The following is a 19,768-nucleotide window of genomic DNA, read 5'->3' on the forward strand; positions in this document are numbered from 1 at the left end:
GGCACGAACCCTAAGGCCCCGCACCCCGGTCCGAGGAGGCCGGTCCCCTCCGGGAGGCTCGGCGGGCTCCGGGCGGACCTGTGCACCAGGCGGCCCGGCGCCTGTGGGAGGCCGGGCGTGCTGCGGGCGGCCCGGCGCCTGCGGGAGCCCCACGCGTCGGGCGGCGCCCGATCATTCTGGGCGGTCGGGCAGGCTCCGGGCGGCTCGGTCCCTCCGCGGTCCGCGCTCCGGGCGGCTCGGTCCCTCCGCGGTCCGCGCTCCAGGGCGGTCGGGGCCCTCCGGGAGGCTCGGCGCGTTACGGGTGGCCCCGTGCGCCAGGTGGCCTGGCCCTGTGGGAGGTCAGGCGTGCTGCTGGTGGCCCGGCCTCCTGCGGGAGCCAGCCATGCTTCGGGCGGCCCGGTCCTTCTGGGAGGCCAGGCAGGCTTCGGGCGGGTCCGCTGCTCCGGGCGACCCGGCGCCTGGGGGAGCCCCACGCGTCGGGCGGTCCGGTCTTTCTGGGCGGCCAGGCAGGTGTTGGGCGGGTCCGGTCCCTCCGGCGGTCCGCGCTCCGGGCGGCTCGGCCCCTCCGCGGTCCGGCGCTCCAGGCGGTCGGGGCCCTCGGAGAGGCTCGGCGCGTGACGGGCGGATCTGTGCGCCAGGCGGCCGGCCCCTGCGGGAGGTCAGGCGCGCGTCGGGCGGTCCGGCCCTTGCGGGAGCCAGCCATGCTTCGGGCGGCCCGGTCCTTCTGGGAGGCCAGGCAGGCTTCGGCCGGGTCCGGTCCCTCCGGGCGGCTCGGTTTCTCCGCCCGGTCCGGTCCCTCCGCCCGGTCCGGTCCCTCCGGGAGGTTCGGCGCGCTTCGGGAGAACCCGTGCTTCAGGCGGACCGGTCCCTCCGGGCGGACCGGTCCCTGCGCGTGGCTCGTTCGTCTACGACGCCCGTTCCCGGGCCTGTTCGGCCGCGGCCCGTACCGAACCGTGGTGGAGCGGTCCGTGGCCGGGCAGCAGGGTGTCGCCGTCGAGCGCGCCGACCACGTCCAGCGAGGCCAGTGTCCGGGCGCGGTCGTGGTGGAAGAAGTCGGGCAGCAGCTGCGGGCCCTTGAGCCGGGAGATGGCGTGCCCGCTGACCAGGGCGTCCCCGGAGATCACGATGCCGGCGTCAGGCAGGTGGTAGACGCAGTGGCCGTCCGTGTGGCCGGGGGTGTGCACCGGGACCGGCCGCCCCGGCAGGTCGAGCGCCCCCTCGGTGGGGAACGGCTCGGGGGACGTGACGGGGTGCTGCTCGGTGCCGCCCACGCGGATCACGTGCACCGCCCAGGGCAGCACGCCGGGCCGCCAGGCGTTGCGCACCACGTCGGCGATGGTCGCCTGCTGGAGGAAGTCGCGCCGGGCGTGCGGGACCTCAGCCGGGTGGAGGTAGACCGGGGTGCCGTGGGCGGCGCGCAGGTACTCGGCCGAGCCCAGGTGGTCGTTGTGCGCGTGGGTGATGAGGACGGCGGCGACCGCGTCCGGTGAACTCCCCACCTCCGCGAGGGACTCCAGCAGCCCGGTCCGGTCCCCGGGATATCCGGTGTCCACCAGCGTGACGGCGTCGCCGTCCTTCAGGATCACCCAGTTGGTGTTGTGGCCGTGCACCAGGTAGGTGCCGTCGGCGACTTGTCTTACTTCTGCCCGCATGATCTCTCCGAGCCCTCAGCGGCGGATCGTCGGGGACAGCCAACCAGACGGGGGCTCGTCCCGCGCGAGCGGGCCCCGTCGTCAGTGCACACCGTGCGGGCGGAACTGGACGCTGATGCGCGGTCCCGTGGCCCGGCTGGTCTTGGGGACGCAGTGCTCCCAGGTGCGCTGGCAGGAGCCGCCCATCACGATGAGGTCGCCGTGGCCGAGCGGGCGCCGGACCGCCGTACCGCCCCCGCCGGCCGGCCGCAGCAGCAGGTCGCGGGGCTCGCCGACGGAGAGGATCGCGACCATCGTGTCCTCCCGGGAGCCCCGGCCGATCCGGTCGCCGTGCCAGGCGACGCTGTCCCGGCCGTCGCGGTAGTAGCACAGCCCGGCGGTGGTGAACGGCTCGCCCAGTTCGCCGGCGTAGTGCCGGGACAGGGCGGTGCGGGCCTCGTCGAGGACCGGGTGGGGCAGCGGGTCCTCGGCCCGGTAGAAGGCGAGCAGGCGCGGCACGGCCACCACGTTGTCGTACATCTTGCGCTGCTCGGCCCGCCAGGGGACCTCGGCCGCCAGGTGTTCGAACAGGGCGTCGGCGCCGCTCAGCCAGCCCGGCAGGACGTCGATCCAGGCGCCCGAGCCCAGTTCGGTCCGGCGCAGCCCGTCGAGCGGGCCGAGCCTCAGCTCGTCGGTCTGGTCGAACAGGGAGCCCTGGAGGTGCGTGGACATGGGTCCAGCGTACTCCTTAATCGAAAATCCGTTCCATTTGATCGGTGGGTGCGCAGAAGGTTTCGATACATCGGTGTATCCGATACATTCGCGTATCCGATGGAGGAGGCAGCCATGGAGACGGCCGGACGCGTCACCCGGCGCCGGGTCCGCACCCGTGCCCGGCTGCTCGACGCCGCGTTCGCGGTGTTCGCGGCCAAGGGCTACGGGCGCGTCTCCATCGAGGAGGTCTGCGAGGCGGCCGGGTTCAGCCGGGGCGCCTTCTACTCGAACTTCGCCACCCTGGACGAGCTGTTCTTCGCCCTCTACCAGGAGCGCGCCGACCTCATCGCCGCCCAGGTGGCCGACGCGCTCGCCCAGGACGGGCCCGACCTCGACGTGCCCGCCTCCGTGGACCGGGTCACCGAGGTACTGCTGCTCGACGTCGACTGGCTGCTGGTGAAGACCGACTTCCTGGTGCACGCCGCCCGGAACCCGGCCGTCGCCCGGGCCCTCCTCGGCCACCGCGCTCGGCTGCGGCGGGCCATCGCCGACCGGCTCTCCCGGGCCCGGGGCCACACCGCACTGCCCGCCGCGCTCGGCGACGCCGAGGGCGCCGCGCACGCCGTGGTCGCCGCGTACGACGGGGTCACCACCCAGCTGCTGCTGGACCGGGACGTCGAGGCCGCCCGGGCCTGGCTGAAACAGCTGCTCACCGCGCTGCTCACGGACGGCAGCCGCACCCCCGCCGCATGAGCACAGCCGGAACGGCACCGTCGTACGAGCGCGCGCGCACCGGCACGGGCCGGCACCGAACACCGTACCGAGCACCGTCAGGAAGGACACAGTCGTCATGGACGCGGACGTCATCGTCGTCGGAGCGGGTCTCGCCGGCCTGGTCGCGGCTCACGAACTCACCAGCCGGGGCCGCCGGGTGGCCCTGGTCGACCAGGAGAACGCCGCCAACCTCGGCGGCCAGGCGTTCTGGGCCTTCGGCGGGCTCTTCCTCGTCGACTCGCCCGAGCAGCGCCGCCTCGGCGTCAAGGACTCCTTGGCCCTCGCCTGGAACGACTGGCAGGGCAGCGCGCGGTTCGACCGGCTCGCCGACGAGGACTCCTGGGCGGTGCGCTGGGCCCGCGCCTACGTCGAGTTCGCGGCCGGCGAGAAGCGGTCCTGGCTCCAGGGGCACGGCATCGAGCTGCTGCCCACGGTGGGCTGGGCCGAGCGCGGTGACCTGCGGGCGGACGGACACGGCAACTCCGTACCCCGCTTCCACATCGCCTGGGGCAGCGGCACCGGCGTGGTCGAGCCCTTCGTGCGGTACGCCCGGCAGGCCGCCCGGGAGGGGCTGCTGACCTTCCACCACCGCCACCGGGTGGACGAACTGGTCGTCGAGGCGGGCACGGCACGCGGTGTGCGCGGGACCGTCCTCGCCCCCGACGACTCCCCGCGCGGCGTCGCCTCCAGCCGCGACCGCGCCGGCGACTTCGAACTCACCGCTCAGGCCGTGGTCCTCACCACCGGCGGCATCGGCGCCGACCACGACATCGTCCGCCGCCACTGGCCCGAGCGGCTCGGCACACCCCCCGCCGAGATGGTCACCGGCGTCCCCGCCTACGTCGACGGCCGCATGCTCGACATCAGCGCCGAGGCCGGCGTACGGCTCGTGAACCGCGACCGCATGTGGCACTACACCGAGGGACTGCGCAACTGGGACCCGATCTGGCCCGGCCACGGCATACGCCTTCTGCCCGGCCCGTCCTCCCTGTGGCTCGACGCCCTCGGCCGCCGGCTGCCCGACCCCTGCCTGCCCGGCTACGACACCCTCAGCACCCTCAGGTACCTGCGCACCACCGAGGACATCGCCGGGTACGACCACTCCTGGTTCATCCTCACCCGGAAGATCATCGAGAAGGAGTTCGCGCTCTCCGGCTCCGAGCAGAACCCCGACGTCACCGCCAAGGACCGCAAGGCCGTGCTGCGCGACCGGCTGCTCGGCAAGGGCGCCCCCCCACCGGTGCGGGCCTTCCTCGAACACGGCGCCGACTTCGTCACCGCCGGGAACCTGGAGCAGCTCGTCGGGAAGATGAACGCCCTGACCGGCGAGCCGCTGCTGGACGCGGCCGTGGTGCGCCGCCAGATCGAGGCCCGCGACCTCCAGATCGCCCACCCCTACAGCAAGGACGCCCAGGTCCAGGGCATCCGCAACGCCCGCCGCTACATCGGCGACCGCCTCGCCCGCGTCGCCGCCCCCCACCGCCTCCTCGACCCGGCCGCGGGCCCCCTCATCGCGGTCCGGCTGCACGTGCTGACCCGCAAGGCCCTCGGCGGCATCCAGACCGACCTGGACTCCCGGGCGCTCGGCACCGACGGCACACCGGTCGAGGGGCTGTACGCGGCCGGCGAGGTCGCCGGCTTCGGCGGTGGCGGTGTCCACGGCTACAACGCCCTGGAGGGCACCTTCCTCGGCGGCTGCCTCTTCTCCGGTCGCGCGGCGGGCCGGCACGCGGCCCGGCACACCGGCTGACCTCAGCCCTGCACCAGCTCCGCGAGGACGTGCGCGTGGCTCTCCTCGGTCTTCCTGGACGCCGTGAGGAGGGTCACCGTGCCCGTGCGGGCCGACTCCCTGAGGCCGTCCAGCAGTTCGGCGGCCCGGGGGGCTTCCAGCTCCTGCTCGTAGCGGCTCCTGAACTCCTCGTAGGAGCCCCCGCCGTGGTACCACGTGCGCAGCTCGCTCGACGGGGTCAGTTCCTTCGGCCACTCGTCCACGTGCGCCGCGTCCTTGGCGAGGCCGCGCGGCCACAGCCGGTCGACCAGGACCCGCAGGCCGTCGTCGGGCTCGGGCGGTTCGTAGATCCGGCGCACACGCACGCTCACGGTCGGGCCCCTCTCGGGTCGTGGACGGTTGTGCGAGCCTACTGCGCCGGCCCGCGCCCACCCGGCGGCGACGCGGCACGTCTTGACCCGAACAAGGGGGAAACCGGACCCGCACGGCGCCTAGTCTGACGGCCAGTCGATCATCGGCCACTTCCGAGGAGCACATGTGACGCCGTCCCGCAGACAGCCCGCCCGCCGCCGTACCGCCGTCCTCGCCACCGTCCCCGTCGCCGTGGCCGCCCTCCTCGGCGCCGCCGGACCCACGGCCCCGGGCACCACCGGAGCACCCGGCGCGGGCGACCCGTACTTCCCGCTCAGCGGCAACGGCGGCTACGACGTCCGCCACTACGACCTGACGCTGGCTTACGACACCTCGGCCCGCCGCCTGGACGCCACCGCCGTGCTCACCGCCCGCGCCACCCAGCGGCTCACCCGCTTCGACCTCGACCTCACCGGCCTGAAGGTCACCGCCGTCACCGTCGACCGCACGAAGGCGGCCTTCCGGCGCGACGGCCAGGAACTCGTCGTCACCCCGCGCCACGCCCTGCGCGCCGGGCAGGAGTTCCGTGTCACGGTCGCCTACCACGGCACCCCCGAGCCGGTCACCGACCCCGACGGCTCGGCGGACGGCTGGATCCCCACCGACGACGGCGCGTTCGTCGCCGGCGAGCCGCAGGGCGCGATGACGTGGTTCCCGGCCAATGCCCACCCCAAGGACAAGGCGTCGTACGACTTCACCATCACCGTGCCCGAGGGGCGCGCCGCCGTCGCCAACGGCGTCCTGCTCGGACAGCGCACCGCCGGCGGGAGGACGACCTTCCGCTGGCGCGAGACCCAGCCCATGGCCGCCTACCTGGCGACCGCCACCATAGGCAAGTTCCAGGTCGAGCGGTACACCACCCGCGACGGCATCCAGGTGTACAACGCCGTGGACGCCCGCGAGGCCCGCGCCGCGGCGCCCGTGCTGAAGAAGCTGCCCTCCGTGCTGGAGTGGGAGAGCAAGCTGTTCGGGCCCTACCCGTTCCGGGCCGCCGGAGCCATCGTCGACCACGCCCCGGACGTCGGCTACGCCCTGGAGACCCAGACCCGGCCGGTCTACGACTCCGCACCCGACCTCGACACCCTCGTCCACGAGAGCGCCCACCAGTGGTTCGGCGACTCCGTCACCCTCACCGCCTGGAAGGACATCTGGCTCAACGAGGGCTTCGCCACCTACGCCGAGTGGCTCTACGCCGAGCAGCACGGCGGCCGGAGCGCCCAGCAGGCGTTCGACTCCCTCTACGCCCGCCCCGCGAGCGACGAGCTGTGGGCCTACCCGCCCGGCGACCCGGGCAGCGGCGGGAACATCTTCGGCACCCCCGTCTACGCCCGCGGCGCCATGGCCCTGCACGAACTGCGCCGGACCGTCGGCGACCGGGACTTCTTCCGGATCCTGCGCGCCTGGGCGACCGGGCACCGCGGCGGACACGGGACCACGGCACAGTTCGTCAGGCTCGCCGAGGCGACGTCGGGCAAGCGGCTGGGCGGGCTGTTCCACACCTGGCTGTACACGTCGGGCAAGCCGAACCACCCCTGAAATCCGGCCAGTTCGCCTGCTTTCCCAACGCTGACCGGTTCCAAACAACTGCCGGTCAAGATCGACTCATGATCCGACGCAGAACCGCTGTCGCTCTCCTCGCCTCCCCGCTGCTGCTCACCGGCTGCGGCGGCGGAGCCGAGGCGACCGAAGCCCGGACCCCGGCCCGCCGTCCGGCACCGGCACCCACCCCCGGCACCCCCAGCCCGTCGGCCCCGCGCGGCATACCCGGCCTCGGGCCCGAGCGGACCGCGGCGATACCCGCGCGCTGCACCCAGGCCGTCGTCGTCACCGGGCGCGGCGAGAACTCCCCGCTCTGCACCGTCGTCCTGCACCAGCGCACCCCCGCCGGCTGGCAGGCCGGAGCCGCCTGGCCCGCCCACAACGCGCTGCACGGCTGGAGCGCCCACCACATGCTCGGCGACCTCCGCTCCCCGCTCGGCGTCTACACCCTCTCCGACGCCGGCGGGCTGCTCCCGGACCCGGGCGGCAAGCTCCCGTACCACCACTCCAGCGGCTTCCACTCGCCCGGCACCGGCTTCAAGGGCGAGCCCCTGGAGGGCTCCTTCGACTACGTCATCGCCATCGACTACAACCGCGAGCCCGGTACCTCGCCCCTGGACTGGACCCGGCCCCTCGGCCCGGAACGCGGTGGGGGAGTGTGGCTGCACGTCGACCACGGCGGACCCACCCATGGCTGCGTCAGCGTCGCCAAGGCGCACATGAAGGACCTCCTGCGCACCCTCGACCCCGACCGGCACCCGGTCGTCGTCATGGGACACGCCGACTGGCTCGCGCACTGAGCCGCTTAGGATCCGCATTCGTGTGCGCACATGTACTGGTCGCCGAGGACGACGAGAAACAGGCCGAACTGCTCCGCCGCTCCCTGCTGGCCGAGGGTCACACCGCCACGGTCGTGCACGACGGCGCGGCGGCGCTCGACGCCGCCCGCCGGCTGCGGCCCGACCTCGTCGTCCTGGACCTGATGCTGCCGGTCCTCGACGGCTTCGGCGTGTGCCGGGCGCTGCGCGCCGGCCCGGAGCGGCCGGACATACCGGTCGTCATGCTCACCGCCCGCTCCGCCGAGGACGACGTCCTGCTCGGCCTCGACATCGGCGCCGACGACTACCTGACCAAGCCGTACAGCCCGCGCGAGCTGATGGCCCGCATCCGTACGGTCCTCAGGCGCAGCGGGCGGGGCGTCGGCGCCCGGGACGAGGACCCGGTCGTCCGGGCCGCCGGGATCAGCGTCGACCCGGTACGGCACGAGGTGCGCTGCGACGGCGCGCCGGTGGAGTGCACACCGGCCGAGTTCCAGATCCTGCTGGCCATGGCGGGCGAGCCGGAGCGGGTGTTCACCCGGCGGCAACTGCTGCACTGCACCCGGGGCTTCGACCGGGCCTCCACCGAGCGGGCCGTCGACGTGCACATCATGAACCTGCGCCGCAAGATCGAGGCCGACCCGCGGCGGCCGGTGCGGCTGCTGACCGTGTTCGGCGTCGGCTACAAGCTGAGCGGCACCCGGCGGTGAGGCGCCGGATCCCGGTGCGCAAACGGCTGGTCGTCCGGCTGCTGTTCGTCTCCGCGCTGATCGCCGTCTGCTCCGTGGCGGCCACCGCCTGGCTCGCCGTGACCACCACCACCAGCGCCCTGAAGGAGGAGCAGGGGCAGGACCTCGCCGCCGACAACCGCATCCTCGCCCAGCTCAGCGGCTACGCCGCCACCCACTCCGACTGGGCGGGGGTCCGTCCCACCCTGCGGGAACTGGCCGCCCGCACCGGACGCCGGATCGCCCTCACCACCGCCGACCGCACCCCGGTCGCCGACTCCGCGCCCCGCGGCACCCCGCTGCCGCCCCGGGCCGCCGCCACCGTCGACCCGCTGCGCACCGACACCTACACCGAGACCGGCGCCCAGCTCAGCGGCGTGGACCCGCGCGTGGTGGGCCCCTACCGGCTGCCGGCCGCGGAACGCGTCACACTGGACTCGCTGGCCGAGCGACGCGAACACTGCTACGAACGCCACGGCCTCCAGGCCACCGTCGAACGGACCGAGAGCGGGCGGCCGGTGGTCACCGTCGCGGACGGCGCCGATCCCTTCGCCTACGGCGCCGACGTGTGCCTGGACGGCCGGCTCAACACCCCCACCGCGACCGAGCACAAGGCCCTGGACGCCCTGTCCGACCTGGTCCGGCCCTGCTTGCGCAAGAACGGACTGAACCTCGACGGACGGCTGTTCTTCACCTTCGACCCTCGCGGCAAGGACTCCATCGGGGGCGGATTCCTGGTCGCCAAGTTGCCCAAGCTCGGCACCGATGAGGCCACGCGGACCGCCCGGCGCTGTGTCCAGACCGCCCGCCGCACCCAGCTCCAGCCCTACGTCGCCCCGGTGGCCGAGCTGTTCCTCGGCATCGGCGACCAGAACCCGGCCCGCTTCGACATGTCACCGGCCAACAAGGCCAAGGTGGTCGGCGTGGCCGGTCTGGTCCTCGCCGTCACCGTCGCCGTGACCGCCGTCGTCGCCGTCCGGCTGGTACGGCCGCTGCGCGCGCTCACGCTCGCCGCGCAGCAGCCGCCCGAACTGCACGTGCGCGTGCCCGTGACCACCCGGGACGAGACCGGCATCCTCGCCGAGGCCTTCAACGACCTGGCCGAGCGCCGTGCCCGCCTGGAGGCGCAGCGCAAGGCCATGGTCAGCGACATCGCGCACGAGCTGCGCAGTCCGCTCACCAACATCCGGGGCTGGCTTGAGGTCGTCCGGGACGGCGTGGTCGAGCCCGACCCGGCGCTGCTCGACTCGCTGCACGAGGAGGCGCTCGTCCTCCAGCGGATCATCGACGACCTCCAGGACCTCGCCGCGGCCGACGCCGGCACCCTGCGCCTGCACCGGGAGCCGCTGCGGGCGGGCGACCTGCTCGACCAGGTCGCCGCCGCCCACCGCGTCGCCGCCGACGCCGCCGGGGTCGCCCTGCGCACCGAGGCCGACACCGCCGCCTGGCTGGAGGCCGACCCGGTGCGGATGCGGCAGGTCCTCGGGAACCTGGTCTCCAACGCGCTGCGGCACACCCCCGCCGACGGCACCGTCACGCTCTCCGCCCGCCGGGACGGCGACGAGGCCGTGTTCACCGTCGCCGACACCGGCTCGGGCATCACACCCGAGGACCTGCCGCACGTCTTCGAGCGGTTCTGGCGCGCGGAGAAGTCCCGCAGCCGCCGCACCGGGGGCAGCGGGCTCGGCCTGCCGATCGTCCGCCACCTGGTGGCCGCCCACGGCGGCACGGCCGGGGTCGCGAGCGAGCCGGGCGTGGGAACGGTGTTCACGCTGCGGCTCCCGGCCGCGCCACCGCCCGGCGACGAGCCCTGAGAGCGGCGCATGCGGGGCCCTCAGGGCGGAGCACACGGGGCCTGAGAGCGGCGCATGCGGGGCCGGAGAGCGGAGCGGCGGAATCCGATTTCCGGCCCGCGCCGGGGGTACCCCGGTCGCGCGAGCGCAGCACAGCGGGGCAGAGGGAGGCCATGCCATGAGCGGACCGGACGACCTTCCGGTCATGTCCACGCTGGCCGAAGTGGCCCGCCTGGTGCAACGGCACCAGGGTCTGTACGTGCGCTGGTCCAAGGGACCGGGCACCGACCTCGACGACGTCTCCAGCACCGACGAACTGACCGGCGTCCCCATGCCGGGGCTGTCCGCCAACCCGCTCGACGTGCAGAACTGGTGGGAGGACCGGTCGGTGGAGCTGTGGGTGGCGCGCCGCCTCTACGACTACGCGCACCTGCCGCACGACAAGGGCCCCGGCGTGCGCCCCTGGGTCCTGCGGGGCCGGGAGACGGGCCGGGGCCCCGACAACGAGCCGCTCGTGGCCGACGTCGAGCCGCTGTGCTGGATCGCCGACGAGGTGATCGACGCGGCCCGGGACGAGGTGGCCCGGCAGGAGCGGGAGTGGGGGACCCTGCGGCGCGGTGGCCGCTGAGCCCCCCCGCCGGGCCCCCGGTCAGCCGGAGCGCTGCCGGGAGCGGGCGCGGCGCCGCAGAGCCCGGCGTTCCAGCTCCGTCGTACCGCCCCAGATCCCGATGCTCTGGCCCGTGTCCAGCGCCCAGTCCAGGCACTGCTCCCGCACCGGGCAGCGCCCGCACACCGCCTTGGCCTGCTGTGCCTGCACCTGCGCGGGTCCGGTGGTGCCGATCGGGAAGAACAGGTCCGGGTCCTCGTGACGGCACGCGGCTTGTTCGCGCCAGTTGTCCATCGGAAATCTCCTGGTTCGGGATCGAAGTCGTCCGTGCCCTGTCGCATGCGGCGCCGAGGGGTCGTGGAGGCGTTCCGCACGCGTTCTCCGGTCTCGGGTGACCGGTCGGGAGGGCATGAAACGGCACAAGAGGCGGAGATCGGGTGAGGAGCGCGCGGCGATCTCCCCGGGCGGCGCCGGTTTGACGGGTCCGGACACGGTCAACAGGCCGGGCAGCGGGGCCCGGAGAACACCGGACCACCCGACCGGCCACCCCCGGCGAGGAGTTCGAACCGGCAGACCGCCCGGCCCGACACCGAGGGGGCTCCGCCACTCCGCCAGGAACCGTCCGCCGCCGACGAGGTGACGGGCCGCCGGGCGAGGAGCCCGTGAGGGCCCGGAGCTCGGCTTCGACCCGCGCCGGACCGCACCGCGGAAGCGGCCTGCGACACGGCGCCCGGCCCCGCCGGGCCGTCAGCGCCGATGCGTCACGACGGCACGGCATGTCGCCTCGCGGGGTTCGACGGGGGAGCGGTACGGCGTCTCGGCCTGGCCGGGTTTGGGCCCCGGACCGGGACAGGGCCACAGCGCCCCGGCCTTGCCGGCCTCCAGCACCGATGAGTGGCCCGGCGGCACGCCCCTCGGCCCCGCCGGACTCCGCCGGCGGAGCAGCATGGCGGGACAGTGCCCCGGTTCCGTCGGGCTTCGGCGGGGGAGCGGCGCGGCCGGACGGCGCCTCGGCCCCGCCGGGCTCTCGCAGCGGAGCGGGACGGCGCTTCGAGGGTCAGCCGCGCAGCGTTTCCGATGCTGTCGTCGTCACCGCCTCGGCCAGGGACGCCAGCGCGGGCGAGTCGAGCTTCCACTGCTGCCAGTACAGCGTGACGTCCATCCACTCGCCGGGGGCGAGCACGACCAGCCGCCCCCGGTCGAGCAGCGGGCCCGCCTGCACCTCCGGGACCATGCCCCAGCCGAGCCCCGCGGCGACCGCGTCCAGGAACCCCTCCGAGGTGGGCACGTGGTGCCGGAACGGGCCGGCGGACGCGCGGCCGTGCCGGCGGGCGAAGGCGTCCTGGAAGTCGTCCTTGCGGTCGAAGACCACGACGGGCGCCCGGGACAGCGCCTCCGGCAGGGGCCGCCCGTCGAGGTGGGCCGCGGTGAACTCGGGGGCGGCCACCGGCAGATAGCGCATCCGGCCCAGCGGACGGACCGTGCAGCCGGGCACCGGGTCGGCCGAGGAGGTCACCGCCGCCATCACCAGGCCCTCGCGCAGCAGCGCCGCCGTGTGGTCCTCGTCCTCCCGGTGCAGCTCGTAGCACAGGCCCGCGACCCGGGTCAGGGCCGGCAGGAACCAGGTCGCCAGCGAGTCCGCGTTCACCGCGACCGACACCCGCGTCGGCTCCCCGGTGCCGTTCAGCCCCAGCTCGCCCCAGGCGTCCCGCTCCAGCCGGGCGAGCTGCCGGGCGAACCGCACGAGCACGGCGCCGGACTCCGTGGGCCGTACCGGTTTGGTGCGCTGGAGCAGCACCCGGCCGGTGCGCTGTTCGAGGGCCTTGACCCGCTGGCTGACCGCGGACGGCGTCACGTGCAGCGCGGCGGCGGCCGCGTCGAAGGTGCCCTCGTCCACCACGGCCAGCAGCGTCCGCACCTGCTCCAGAGGCAGTTCTGACATCACACGCGCTAATGATACGTAAAAACCTTTAGCTGTACTTGCCACCAGGACTTTTCTAGCGTCGACGGCATGAACCACGCCCTGACCACCGCTGCCGCCGGCTTCGGCACCGGCCTCTCCCTGATCGTCGCCATCGGCGCCCAGAACGCCTTCGTCCTGCGGCAGGGGGTGCGCCGGGACGCCGTCCTCGCCGTCGTCGGCATCTGCGCCCTGTCCGACGCGGCGCTCATCGCGCTCGGCGTCGGCGGCGTCGGCGCGGTCGTGGTCGCCTGGCCCGGCGCGCTGCGGGCGATCGGGATCGTCGGCGGTGTGTTCCTGCTCTGCTACGGCGCCCTCGCCGCCCGCCGGGTGCTCAGACCCGGCACCGGACTGCGCGCGGAGGGCGACGCGGCCGGCTCGCGCCGCCGGGCCGTGCTCACCTGCCTGGCGATGACCTGGCTGAACCCGCACGTCTACCTGGACACCGTGTTCCTGCTGGGCTCCCTGGCCGCCGACCGGGGCCCGCTGCGCTGGACGTTCGGGCTCGGCGCCGCGCTCGCCAGCCTGTGCTGGTTCGCCGCGCTCGGCTTCGGCGCCCGGCTGCTCGGCAGGTTCCTGGCCCGGCCCGGCGCCTGGCGGGTCCTGGACGGCCTGGTGGCCCTCACCATGCTGGCCCTCGGCGCGACCCTGGTCGTCGGATCCTGAGACGAACCGGTTCGGCGCGCACAGCAGTTCCTGGGACAGTTAGGCTCTCGAAGCGAAAAGATGTAACGAGCAACCAGGACATCCGTGGACACCAGCGAGAGCAGCAGCACCCAGGCCGACCGGTCCGAGAGCCGAACGGAGGGCCCGTCCGGCACCGAAGCGCCGACGGCCGGGGACCCGCCCCGGCGCGGCTGGCGCCGCTGGGCGATGGACACCCGCCCGTTGCGCATCCCCGCCTACCGGCGCCTGTGGTCGTCGACGATCGTCACCGCCGTCGGCAGCCAGCTCACCGCCGTCGCCGTACCCAAGCAGATCTACGACATCACCCACTCCTCGGCCTGGGTCGGCTACGCGAGCCTCGCGGGCCTCGTGCCCCTGGTGGCCTTCGCGCTGTGGGGCGGGGCGGTCGCCGACAGCGTGGACCGGCGCAAGCTGCTGCTGGTCACCAACATCGGTATCGCGGTGACCTCGCTGCTGTTCTGGGCACAGGCCGTCACCGGTCTGGACTCGGTCGTCGTCCTCATGGTCCTGCTCGCGCTGCAACAAGCGTTCTTCGGGCTCAACTCGCCCGCCCGCACCGCGTCCATCGCCCGGCTGGTCCCCGCGGAGCAGCTGCCGGCCGCCAACGCCCTCGGCTCGACGGTGATGCAGACGGGCCTGGTGGCCGGCCCGCTGCTCGCCGGTGTGCTCATCCCGGTCATCGGGCTGCCCGAGCTGTACCTGATCGACGCGCTGGCGCTGTGCGTGACGGTGTGGGCCGTCTTCCGGCTGCCCGCGCTGCCGCCGCTCGGCGCCACCGCCCGCCGGGCCGGACTGCGCGAGATAGCGGCGGGCTTCCGGTACATCTCCCGGCACAAGGTGCTGCTGCTGTCCTTCCTCGCCGACATCGTCGCCATGGTGTTCGGCATGCCCCGCGCCCTGTTCCCGGAACTGGCCGCGCACACGTACGGCTCGTACGGCGAGGGTCTCGCGCTCGGTGTGCTGTTCGCCGGCATCCCGGTCGGCGCGGTGCTCGGCGGCCTGTTCTCCGGCGTGTTCTCGCGGGCCCGCCGGCACGGCTGGATGGTCATCGGGGCGGTCGTCGCCTGGGGTCTGGCCGTGGCCGGGTTCGGGCTGAGCGCGAACCTCTGGGTCGCCGTGGCCTTCCTCGCCGTGGCCGGTGTCGCCGACATGGTCTCGATGGTGTTCCGCGGCGCCATCCTGCTGTCCGCCGCGACCGACGAGATGCGCGGCCGGATGCAGGGCGTGTTCACGGTGGTCGTCGCGGGCGGGCCGCGGCTGGCCGACGTGCTGCACGGCACGGCCGGTTCGGCGTTCGGCCCGCGGGCCGCCGTCGCGGGCGGCGGCGTCCTGGTCGTCGTGGTGATGCTGGCCCTGGCCGTCACCGTCCCGGCCCTGCGCCGCTACCGGATCTGAGGGCCGGGCGCGCCGGGGGCCCGGCGGATCCAGTGCCCTAGATCGGGCTGCTGCGCCGCCGCATCGTGTACTGCTCCATCAGCTTTCCCCGGGTCGTCTCCAGCCGGTGGGCGAGGATCTCGGCCACCGTCCGCACCAGCGAGAGCCCGAGCAGCGGATCCTCCACGCACAGCCCGAGCACCGACGGCCCGTCGAACTCGTAGGCCCGTACGTTGCTGAAGGCGACGGCGCCGAAGTCCCACTGGTACGGCGGGAAGAGCCAGGACCAGCCGAGCATGTCGCCCGCGCCCAGCGTGGCGACGGTCACCCGCTGCCGCGAGGTGACCTGCTGGTCCAGGTGAACCGCGCCCGAGCGGATCACCCAGAACCGGTCGGCGGTGCCGCCGGCCTCGAAGATGTGGGTGTCCTCCGGGAAGGACACCTCCTTCGCCAGCTCCATCAGGCGCTCGCGCTGCGCCTGGGGGAGGGCGGTCAGCAGTTTGATCGCTTTGGTCATGGCGCATGGCTCCTCGCCGGCGGCGGTCGCGGTCCGGGTGGTGTGCTCCCAAGCCCATTTCAGCCGCTGTGACCGTCCGGAGCATGTCGAGGGAGGCGGACCTCCGCCCGCGTGTCGTGTTCGGGGCAGCAAAAAGCCCTGGCTGGACGGGGGAAACCAGCCAGGGCCGTATGTGGTGACACAAGGAGCGGGGAAGAACGGCTTCCACGCCGCTCCCGCGTCAGTTATGGATGAACCATAAACCAGCTGCCGTACCTTTGGGTAACCAGAAGTGGGTCAGGTGACCTGTTTCACTCCTTCCGTCCGCACCGGGTCCCCGCCCGGTCGGACGATCTCCTCCAGCACCCGCAGCACCGCCTCGAACGCCCGGGCCCGGTCCGCCGCCTCCCGCGCGCCCTCCGGATCCGTCGCCGTCAGGCTCTGCGCCCGCTCCCGCCAGGCCCGCTCCTCCTCGGCCGCGCGCTCCTGGCCCCTTCGGATCCGCCGCAACAACTCGTCCGCGTCCACCACATCGGTCATGTCCGTGCGGGTACCCGCTCGGTCCGCCGTGATGACACGGGCACCGAGGGTGTTTGACGGCGCTCCGACGGGTCAGCCGGATGAGGGAGAGAACCCTGCAATCCGGGCACCGCTCAAGGAGGAAGGGATGCTCGACAAGCACCGGACCGGTTCCACCGCGACCCTGCCACAGACGCACGGCCGGGTGCCGTGCCGGCCGGCCGAGGCCCGCAGAACGGTGGAGCGCGTCATGACCGAGCGGTGCCGGGCCCGCGCCCTGCCGTGTCCGCCCGAGGCCGTCGAGGACGCACTGCTGGTCACGTCGGAACTCGCCACCAACGCCCTGCTGCACGGCGGCGGCATCACCGGCTTCGACGTCGACGTCGACGGCGGGGGCGTCCGGGTCTCGGTGAGCGACAACAGCGACGACCTCCCGGTCACCGATCCGGCCGGCGACGAGCCCGGCCACGCCCTCCCCGGCGGCCGTGGCTGGCCCATCGTGTGCCGGCTGGCCCGGGACATCCGGGTGGCCGAGCTGCCCCGCGGCGGCAAGTGCATCACGGCCGTCGTCCCGCTGCGCTGAAGCGGTCCGGGAAGTTCCGCTCAGCGCGTTTGCGCGTGGGGGCGAGGGGCAGACGGAATCTCGTGCTTCGGACCGGAGGCGCCTGCCCCGCGGGGACAATCCCGCTGCCTGGGCCCCCTTCCGGCGGGCCCGGTGGCTCACCCGCGGAGAACCCTGACACCACCGTTCGGGCCAGGACCTGGAACCGCAGTTCCGGCCATGTGCCCTGAAACCCCGTTCAGGAGCGATTCCGCATGCTGACCGACATGTCGACAAGCCGTCCCGGCACGACCGCCACCCCCAGCGACACCGCCGGTTCCGCCGCGGCGACCACCCGACGGAACCACGACGACGCTCCGGACACCGCGGAGCTGTTCGTCCGGCTGGCGGAACTGGAGGACGGACCCGAGCGGGACGCCGTACGCGACGAACTCGTCACCGCCTGGCTCCCCATGGCCCACCGGATCGCCGGCCGCTTCCGCGACCGGGGCGAGTCCGTCGAGGACCTGCGCCAGGTGGCGGCCCTGGGCCTGGTGAAGGCCATCGACCGTTTCGACCCCTCACGCGGGGCCTTCGAGAGCTACGCCGTGCCGACCATCACCGGGGAGGTCAAGCGGCACTTCCGCGACCGGATGTGGGCCCTCAGGGTGCCGCGCCGGGTGCAGGAACTGCGCAACCGGGTGCGCGTCGCCCGGCGGGAACTCACCCAGAACCCCGGCAGCCCCGAACCCACCGTCGCCGACATCGCCGCCCACACCGGGCTCAGCGAGGAGGACGTGACCGCCGGCATGGAGGCGCTGGAGAGCTTCAGCACCCTCTCGCTGGACGCCGAGCTCTCCAGCGGCGACGACGGCTACAGCCTCGCCGACACCCTGGGCGCCACGGACACCTCCTACGACGTCGTGGTCGACCGCGAGGCCGCCAAGGAGGGGCTGCGCCGGCTGCCCGAGCGAGAGCGGGCCATCCTCTACATGCGCTTCTTCGAGGACATGACCCAGAGCCGCATCGCCGACCGGCTCGGCATCTCCCAGATGCACGTCTCCCGGCTGATCAGCCGCAGCTGCGCCCGCGTCCGCGACGAGGTGCTGGGCAGCCGCCGCCCCGGCGCCGACCCGCGGTGAGCGCTCACTTCCGCGGCTGAGCCGGCCCACCGGCCAGGCCCAGTGGCCGGGCCAGGCCGGAGACGGCCTCGTCCAGGCGTTGCAGATGGCGCAGCACCCGGTCGGTCACACGGCCGTAGCGCGGGGTGCGCAGGGTTCCCGGCTCCAGCATCGACGCGATGCTAGAGCCGGTCTCGATCCGTGCGGGGGACTTCGGGTCCGTGACGTGCGCGGCGATCGCCTCGATGTTGTGCACGATCCGTCCGCACGCCCCGCGCAGCCGGGGGTCCGCCGCGATCGACGGGTGCGTCGGCAGCAGCTCGGCCGTGGCCGCGAGGGACCGCCCGTGGTACGCGCAGGTCTCCAGCAGCGCCACCACATAGCGGACCGTGTTCCGGCGCGAGCGCAGCGGGGTGATCGGGTGCGTGAGCGGCTGGGTGGCCGCGCGCAGGTCGGCCAGCGCCTGGTCCAGCTCGCGCGCCTGCTCCACCAGGTCGCCGCCCGCCCCGCCGCTGAGCTGGTCGACGGCGCCCCGGGTGACGTCGGCGAGCCGGTCCAGCACCGCGACCAGCAGCTCGTTGGTACGGCGGTCGGTGTGGACCGGCAGCACCACGGCCGCCGCGATCACCCCGCAGGCCGCGCCGAGCGCCGTCTCCTCGATCCGCAGCACCAGCACCGACAGGCTGTAGGTGTTCAGCAGGGTGTACAGCAGCCCCAGCATGGCCGTGACGAAGAACGACATCAGCGTGTAGGACAGGGGCGCGGTGTAGAACATCGCGAAGATGAACAGCAGCACCAGCGCGAACGCCGTCCACGTGTGGTGTCCCACCAGGGCGGCGAGCCCGATGCCGGCCACCACGCCGAGCACCGTGCCCAGCAGCCGCCGGTAGCCCTTCACCAGGATCTCGCCGGTGGAGGCGGTGTTCAGGAAGACGATCCAGCACGTCAGCACCGCCCAGTACCAGCGCTGGGCGGACAGCAGCTCACCGCCGACGATGGCCAGCGAGGAGCCGACGGCCACCTGGACGGCGGCCCGGGTCGTGGGCCGTTTCAGGCCGGTCGGCCGCGGCTCCTCCGTTTCGCTCCCCTCGCTGATCTCGATCGCGGTGTCCTCCGCGTCCAGCTCCTCGCGTGAGCGTGCGGTCGCCGGGGTGTCGTCGGACTCGTCCTGCGGCCCGTCCAGGGCGAGCCGCAGGCCCAGGGCGGCCCGCGCGGCCTCGCCGAGGCCACGGAAGACGTCCTGCACGGCCGGGGCGGCCGGGGGCAGGTTCTCCTCCTCCCGGTAGCCGAGCAGCCGGTTGCGCACCTGGGCGAGCGCCGTCCCCGACGCCTCCCCGGCCGGCCGCAGCATCAGCAGCCGCAGGGCCTGGAGATCCCGGCGCAGCGCGACCGTCGCCTCGTCCCGCACCGGCAGCTCGCCGCCGGCGGGCAGCGGGGCGCCCGGCAGATGCAGGGTGAGCGTGTCGGTCCGCTGCGCGCTGCGCGCGGTGAGCAGCAGCAGGCCGAGCCGCTCGGCCGCGATCTCCGCGTCCGCGACCCTGCGCTGGAGCAGCCGGGCCACCGCCGGGTCCGAGGTGCCGTCCTCCAGCCGGCCCTGGATCAGCAACGCCGTCTCGTGCAGCCGTGCGGTGCCGGTGCGCAGGTCCGCGAGCACCTTCTCGGCCTCTTCGGGACCGGCGTCCAGCAACTCGGCCTGGGTGGCGAGGAGCTGGGCGAGCCGGGCCCGGAAGGCCCGCCGCAGCCGGTCCAGGGTGCCCGCCGGGGTCTGCGGGAGCAGCACGAAGCGGGCGGCGGCGCTGCACGCGAACGCGACGCAGATGACGCCGTACAGCTCCGGCAGTACGGACGCCGTCGCGCCCACGAACAGCGACAGGAAGTAGACCTGGAAGCCGATCAGCCCCAGGGCCGTGCCCCGGTCGCCGAACCGGCGGCCGTAGACGGCGCAGAAGATGAGGACGACGAAGAACAGGTCGCCGGCGACGACCCGTTGGTTGAGCAGCGCGCCCAGCGACACCGAGGCCAGCGCCACCGGCAGGCCGACCGCCAGCGTCACGGCCTGCTGGGCGCGCTGCTTCTCCCGGATGGCGAAGGTGGCGACCATCGCCGCGATCGCCCCGGCGACCAGCTGGGACACCGGGACGTGCAGCGCGGCGAGGACGGCGAGGGTGAGGGCGATCGCGGTGACCGTGCGCAGTCCCGCGGTCAGGCGGAGCAGCCCGGGATCCGACGCCGCGAGCCGGTCCCACATCCGTACCCGTCCCGACCGTGCCACTGCCCTCACGCCGCCGCGCTCTCTCCCGTGCCGGTAATCGATCTCCGCCCCAGC

19 protein-coding genes are annotated in these 19,768 nt (G+C 74.0%); 11 read left to right on the forward strand and 8 right to left on the reverse strand.

Annotated features, from left to right (window positions below; genetic code table 11):
• Nucleotides 1–905 precede the first annotated feature (905 nt).
• Both IE294_RS16335 and IE294_RS16340 read right to left on the reverse strand, forming a co-directional pair.
• Nucleotides 906–1,652, reverse strand: coding sequence for an MBL fold metallo-hydrolase (locus IE294_RS16335; RefSeq protein WP_189886633.1), 747 nt, complete (start codon nucleotides 1,650–1,652; stop codon nucleotides 906–908).
• A gap of 81 nt (nucleotides 1,653–1,733) precedes the next feature.
• A complete protein-coding gene (locus IE294_RS16340) occupies nucleotides 1,734–2,363 on the reverse strand; it encodes an alpha-ketoglutarate-dependent dioxygenase AlkB (protein WP_189886635.1) in 630 nt (209 codons plus the stop codon).
• Nucleotides 2,364–2,477: 114 nt separating this feature from the next.
• Here IE294_RS16340 and IE294_RS16345 point away from each other — a divergent pair, with 114 nt between their 5' ends.
• Nucleotides 2,478–3,098, forward strand: coding sequence for a TetR/AcrR family transcriptional regulator (locus tag IE294_RS16345; RefSeq protein ID WP_189886638.1), 621 nt, complete (start codon nucleotides 2,478–2,480; stop codon nucleotides 3,096–3,098).
• 97 nt (nucleotides 3,099–3,195) lie between these two features.
• Entirely contained in the window at nucleotides 3,196–4,869 is a 1,674-nt protein-coding gene (locus IE294_RS16350; protein ID WP_189886640.1) for an FAD-binding dehydrogenase, read from the forward strand.
• A gap of 2 nt (nucleotides 4,870–4,871) precedes the next feature.
• Here IE294_RS16350 and IE294_RS16355 read toward each other — a convergent pair whose 3' ends face one another.
• On the reverse strand, nucleotides 4,872–5,219 hold the full coding sequence (locus IE294_RS16355) for a DUF488 domain-containing protein (protein ID WP_189886642.1): 348 nt from the start codon (nucleotides 5,217–5,219) through the stop codon (nucleotides 4,872–4,874).
• Nucleotides 5,220–5,385: 166 nt separating this feature from the next.
• Between IE294_RS16355 and IE294_RS16360 the strand changes: the two genes are divergently transcribed.
• The 5 genes from IE294_RS16360 (at nucleotide 5,386) to IE294_RS16380 (ending at nucleotide 10,765) form a co-directional block, all read left to right on the forward strand.
• On the forward strand, nucleotides 5,386–6,795 hold the full coding sequence (locus tag IE294_RS16360; protein WP_189886644.1) for a M1 family metallopeptidase: 1,410 nt from the start codon (nucleotides 5,386–5,388) through the stop codon (nucleotides 6,793–6,795).
• Between the two features lie 68 nt (nucleotides 6,796–6,863).
• Nucleotides 6,864–7,598, forward strand: a complete 735-nt coding sequence (locus IE294_RS16365; RefSeq protein ID WP_189886646.1) for a L,D-transpeptidase family protein — start codon at nucleotides 6,864–6,866, stop codon at nucleotides 7,596–7,598.
• Nucleotides 7,599–7,618: 20 nt separating this feature from the next.
• On the forward strand, nucleotides 7,619–8,326 hold the full coding sequence (locus IE294_RS16370) for a response regulator transcription factor (protein WP_189816059.1): 708 nt from the start codon (nucleotides 7,619–7,621) through the stop codon (nucleotides 8,324–8,326).
• Nucleotides 8,323–10,158, forward strand: coding sequence for a sensor histidine kinase (locus IE294_RS16375; protein WP_189886648.1), 1,836 nt, complete (start codon nucleotides 8,323–8,325; stop codon nucleotides 10,156–10,158). The genes IE294_RS16370 and IE294_RS16375 overlap by 4 nt, the downstream gene beginning before the upstream one ends.
• 157 nt (nucleotides 10,159–10,315) lie before the next feature.
• Nucleotides 10,316–10,765 (forward strand): DUF6098 family protein, encoded by a 450-nt coding sequence (locus IE294_RS16380; RefSeq protein WP_189886650.1) that lies wholly within the window; start codon nucleotides 10,316–10,318, stop codon nucleotides 10,763–10,765.
• 21 nt (nucleotides 10,766–10,786) lie between these two features.
• On the opposite strand, the gene IE294_RS16385 is transcribed toward IE294_RS16380, so the two are convergent.
• A complete protein-coding gene (locus IE294_RS16385) occupies nucleotides 10,787–11,038 on the reverse strand; it encodes a WhiB family transcriptional regulator (RefSeq protein WP_189886652.1) in 252 nt (83 codons plus the stop codon).
• Nucleotides 11,039–11,801: 763 nt separating this feature from the next.
• Nucleotides 11,802–12,689, reverse strand: a complete 888-nt coding sequence (locus tag IE294_RS16390; protein WP_189886654.1) for a LysR family transcriptional regulator ArgP — start codon at nucleotides 12,687–12,689, stop codon at nucleotides 11,802–11,804.
• Between the two features lie 66 nt (nucleotides 12,690–12,755).
• On the opposite strand from IE294_RS16390, the gene IE294_RS16395 reads away from it, so the two are divergent.
• Nucleotides 12,756–13,370 (forward strand): LysE/ArgO family amino acid transporter, encoded by a 615-nt coding sequence (locus tag IE294_RS16395; protein WP_189886656.1) that lies wholly within the window; start codon nucleotides 12,756–12,758, stop codon nucleotides 13,368–13,370.
• Nucleotides 13,371–13,454: 84 nt separating this feature from the next.
• The gene (locus tag IE294_RS16400; protein WP_189886660.1) at nucleotides 13,455–14,786 is read left to right on the forward strand and encodes an MFS transporter; all 1,332 of its coding nucleotides are present in this window, start codon (nucleotides 13,455–13,457) and stop codon (nucleotides 14,784–14,786) included.
• A 37-nt stretch (nucleotides 14,787–14,823) separates the two neighbouring features.
• Here IE294_RS16400 and IE294_RS16405 read toward each other — a convergent pair whose 3' ends face one another.
• Together IE294_RS16405 and IE294_RS16410 are read right to left on the reverse strand one after the other, a co-directional pair.
• The gene (locus tag IE294_RS16405; RefSeq protein ID WP_103816649.1) at nucleotides 14,824–15,282 is read right to left on the reverse strand and encodes a cyclic nucleotide-binding domain-containing protein; all 459 of its coding nucleotides are present in this window, start codon (nucleotides 15,280–15,282) and stop codon (nucleotides 14,824–14,826) included.
• A gap of 276 nt (nucleotides 15,283–15,558) precedes the next feature.
• Nucleotides 15,559–15,801: a hypothetical protein gene (locus IE294_RS16410; protein ID WP_189886662.1), complete on the reverse strand. Its 243-nt coding sequence runs from the start codon at nucleotides 15,799–15,801 to the stop codon at nucleotides 15,559–15,561.
• A gap of 127 nt (nucleotides 15,802–15,928) precedes the next feature.
• Here IE294_RS16410 and IE294_RS16415 point away from each other — a divergent pair, with 127 nt between their 5' ends.
• Both IE294_RS16415 and IE294_RS16420 read left to right on the forward strand, forming a co-directional pair.
• A complete protein-coding gene (locus tag IE294_RS16415) occupies nucleotides 15,929–16,363 on the forward strand; it encodes an ATP-binding protein (protein WP_189886664.1) in 435 nt (144 codons plus the stop codon).
• 233 nt (nucleotides 16,364–16,596) lie between these two features.
• Complete coding sequence (locus IE294_RS16420) at nucleotides 16,597–17,463, forward strand: RNA polymerase sigma factor SigF (RefSeq protein ID WP_189886666.1); 867 nt, start codon at nucleotides 16,597–16,599, stop codon at nucleotides 17,461–17,463.
• Between the two features lie 4 nt (nucleotides 17,464–17,467).
• Here the strand turns inward: IE294_RS16420 and IE294_RS16425 are convergent, their stop codons facing one another.
• Nucleotides 17,468–19,690, reverse strand: a complete 2,223-nt coding sequence (locus IE294_RS16425) for an FUSC family protein (protein WP_189886668.1) — start codon at nucleotides 19,688–19,690, stop codon at nucleotides 17,468–17,470.
• Nucleotides 19,691–19,768 lie beyond the last annotated feature (78 nt).

Origin of the sequence: Streptomyces canarius (assembly GCF_014650735.1) — a bacterium.
Classification (GTDB): domain Bacteria; phylum Actinomycetota; class Actinomycetes; order Streptomycetales; family Streptomycetaceae; genus Streptomyces; species Streptomyces olivaceoviridis.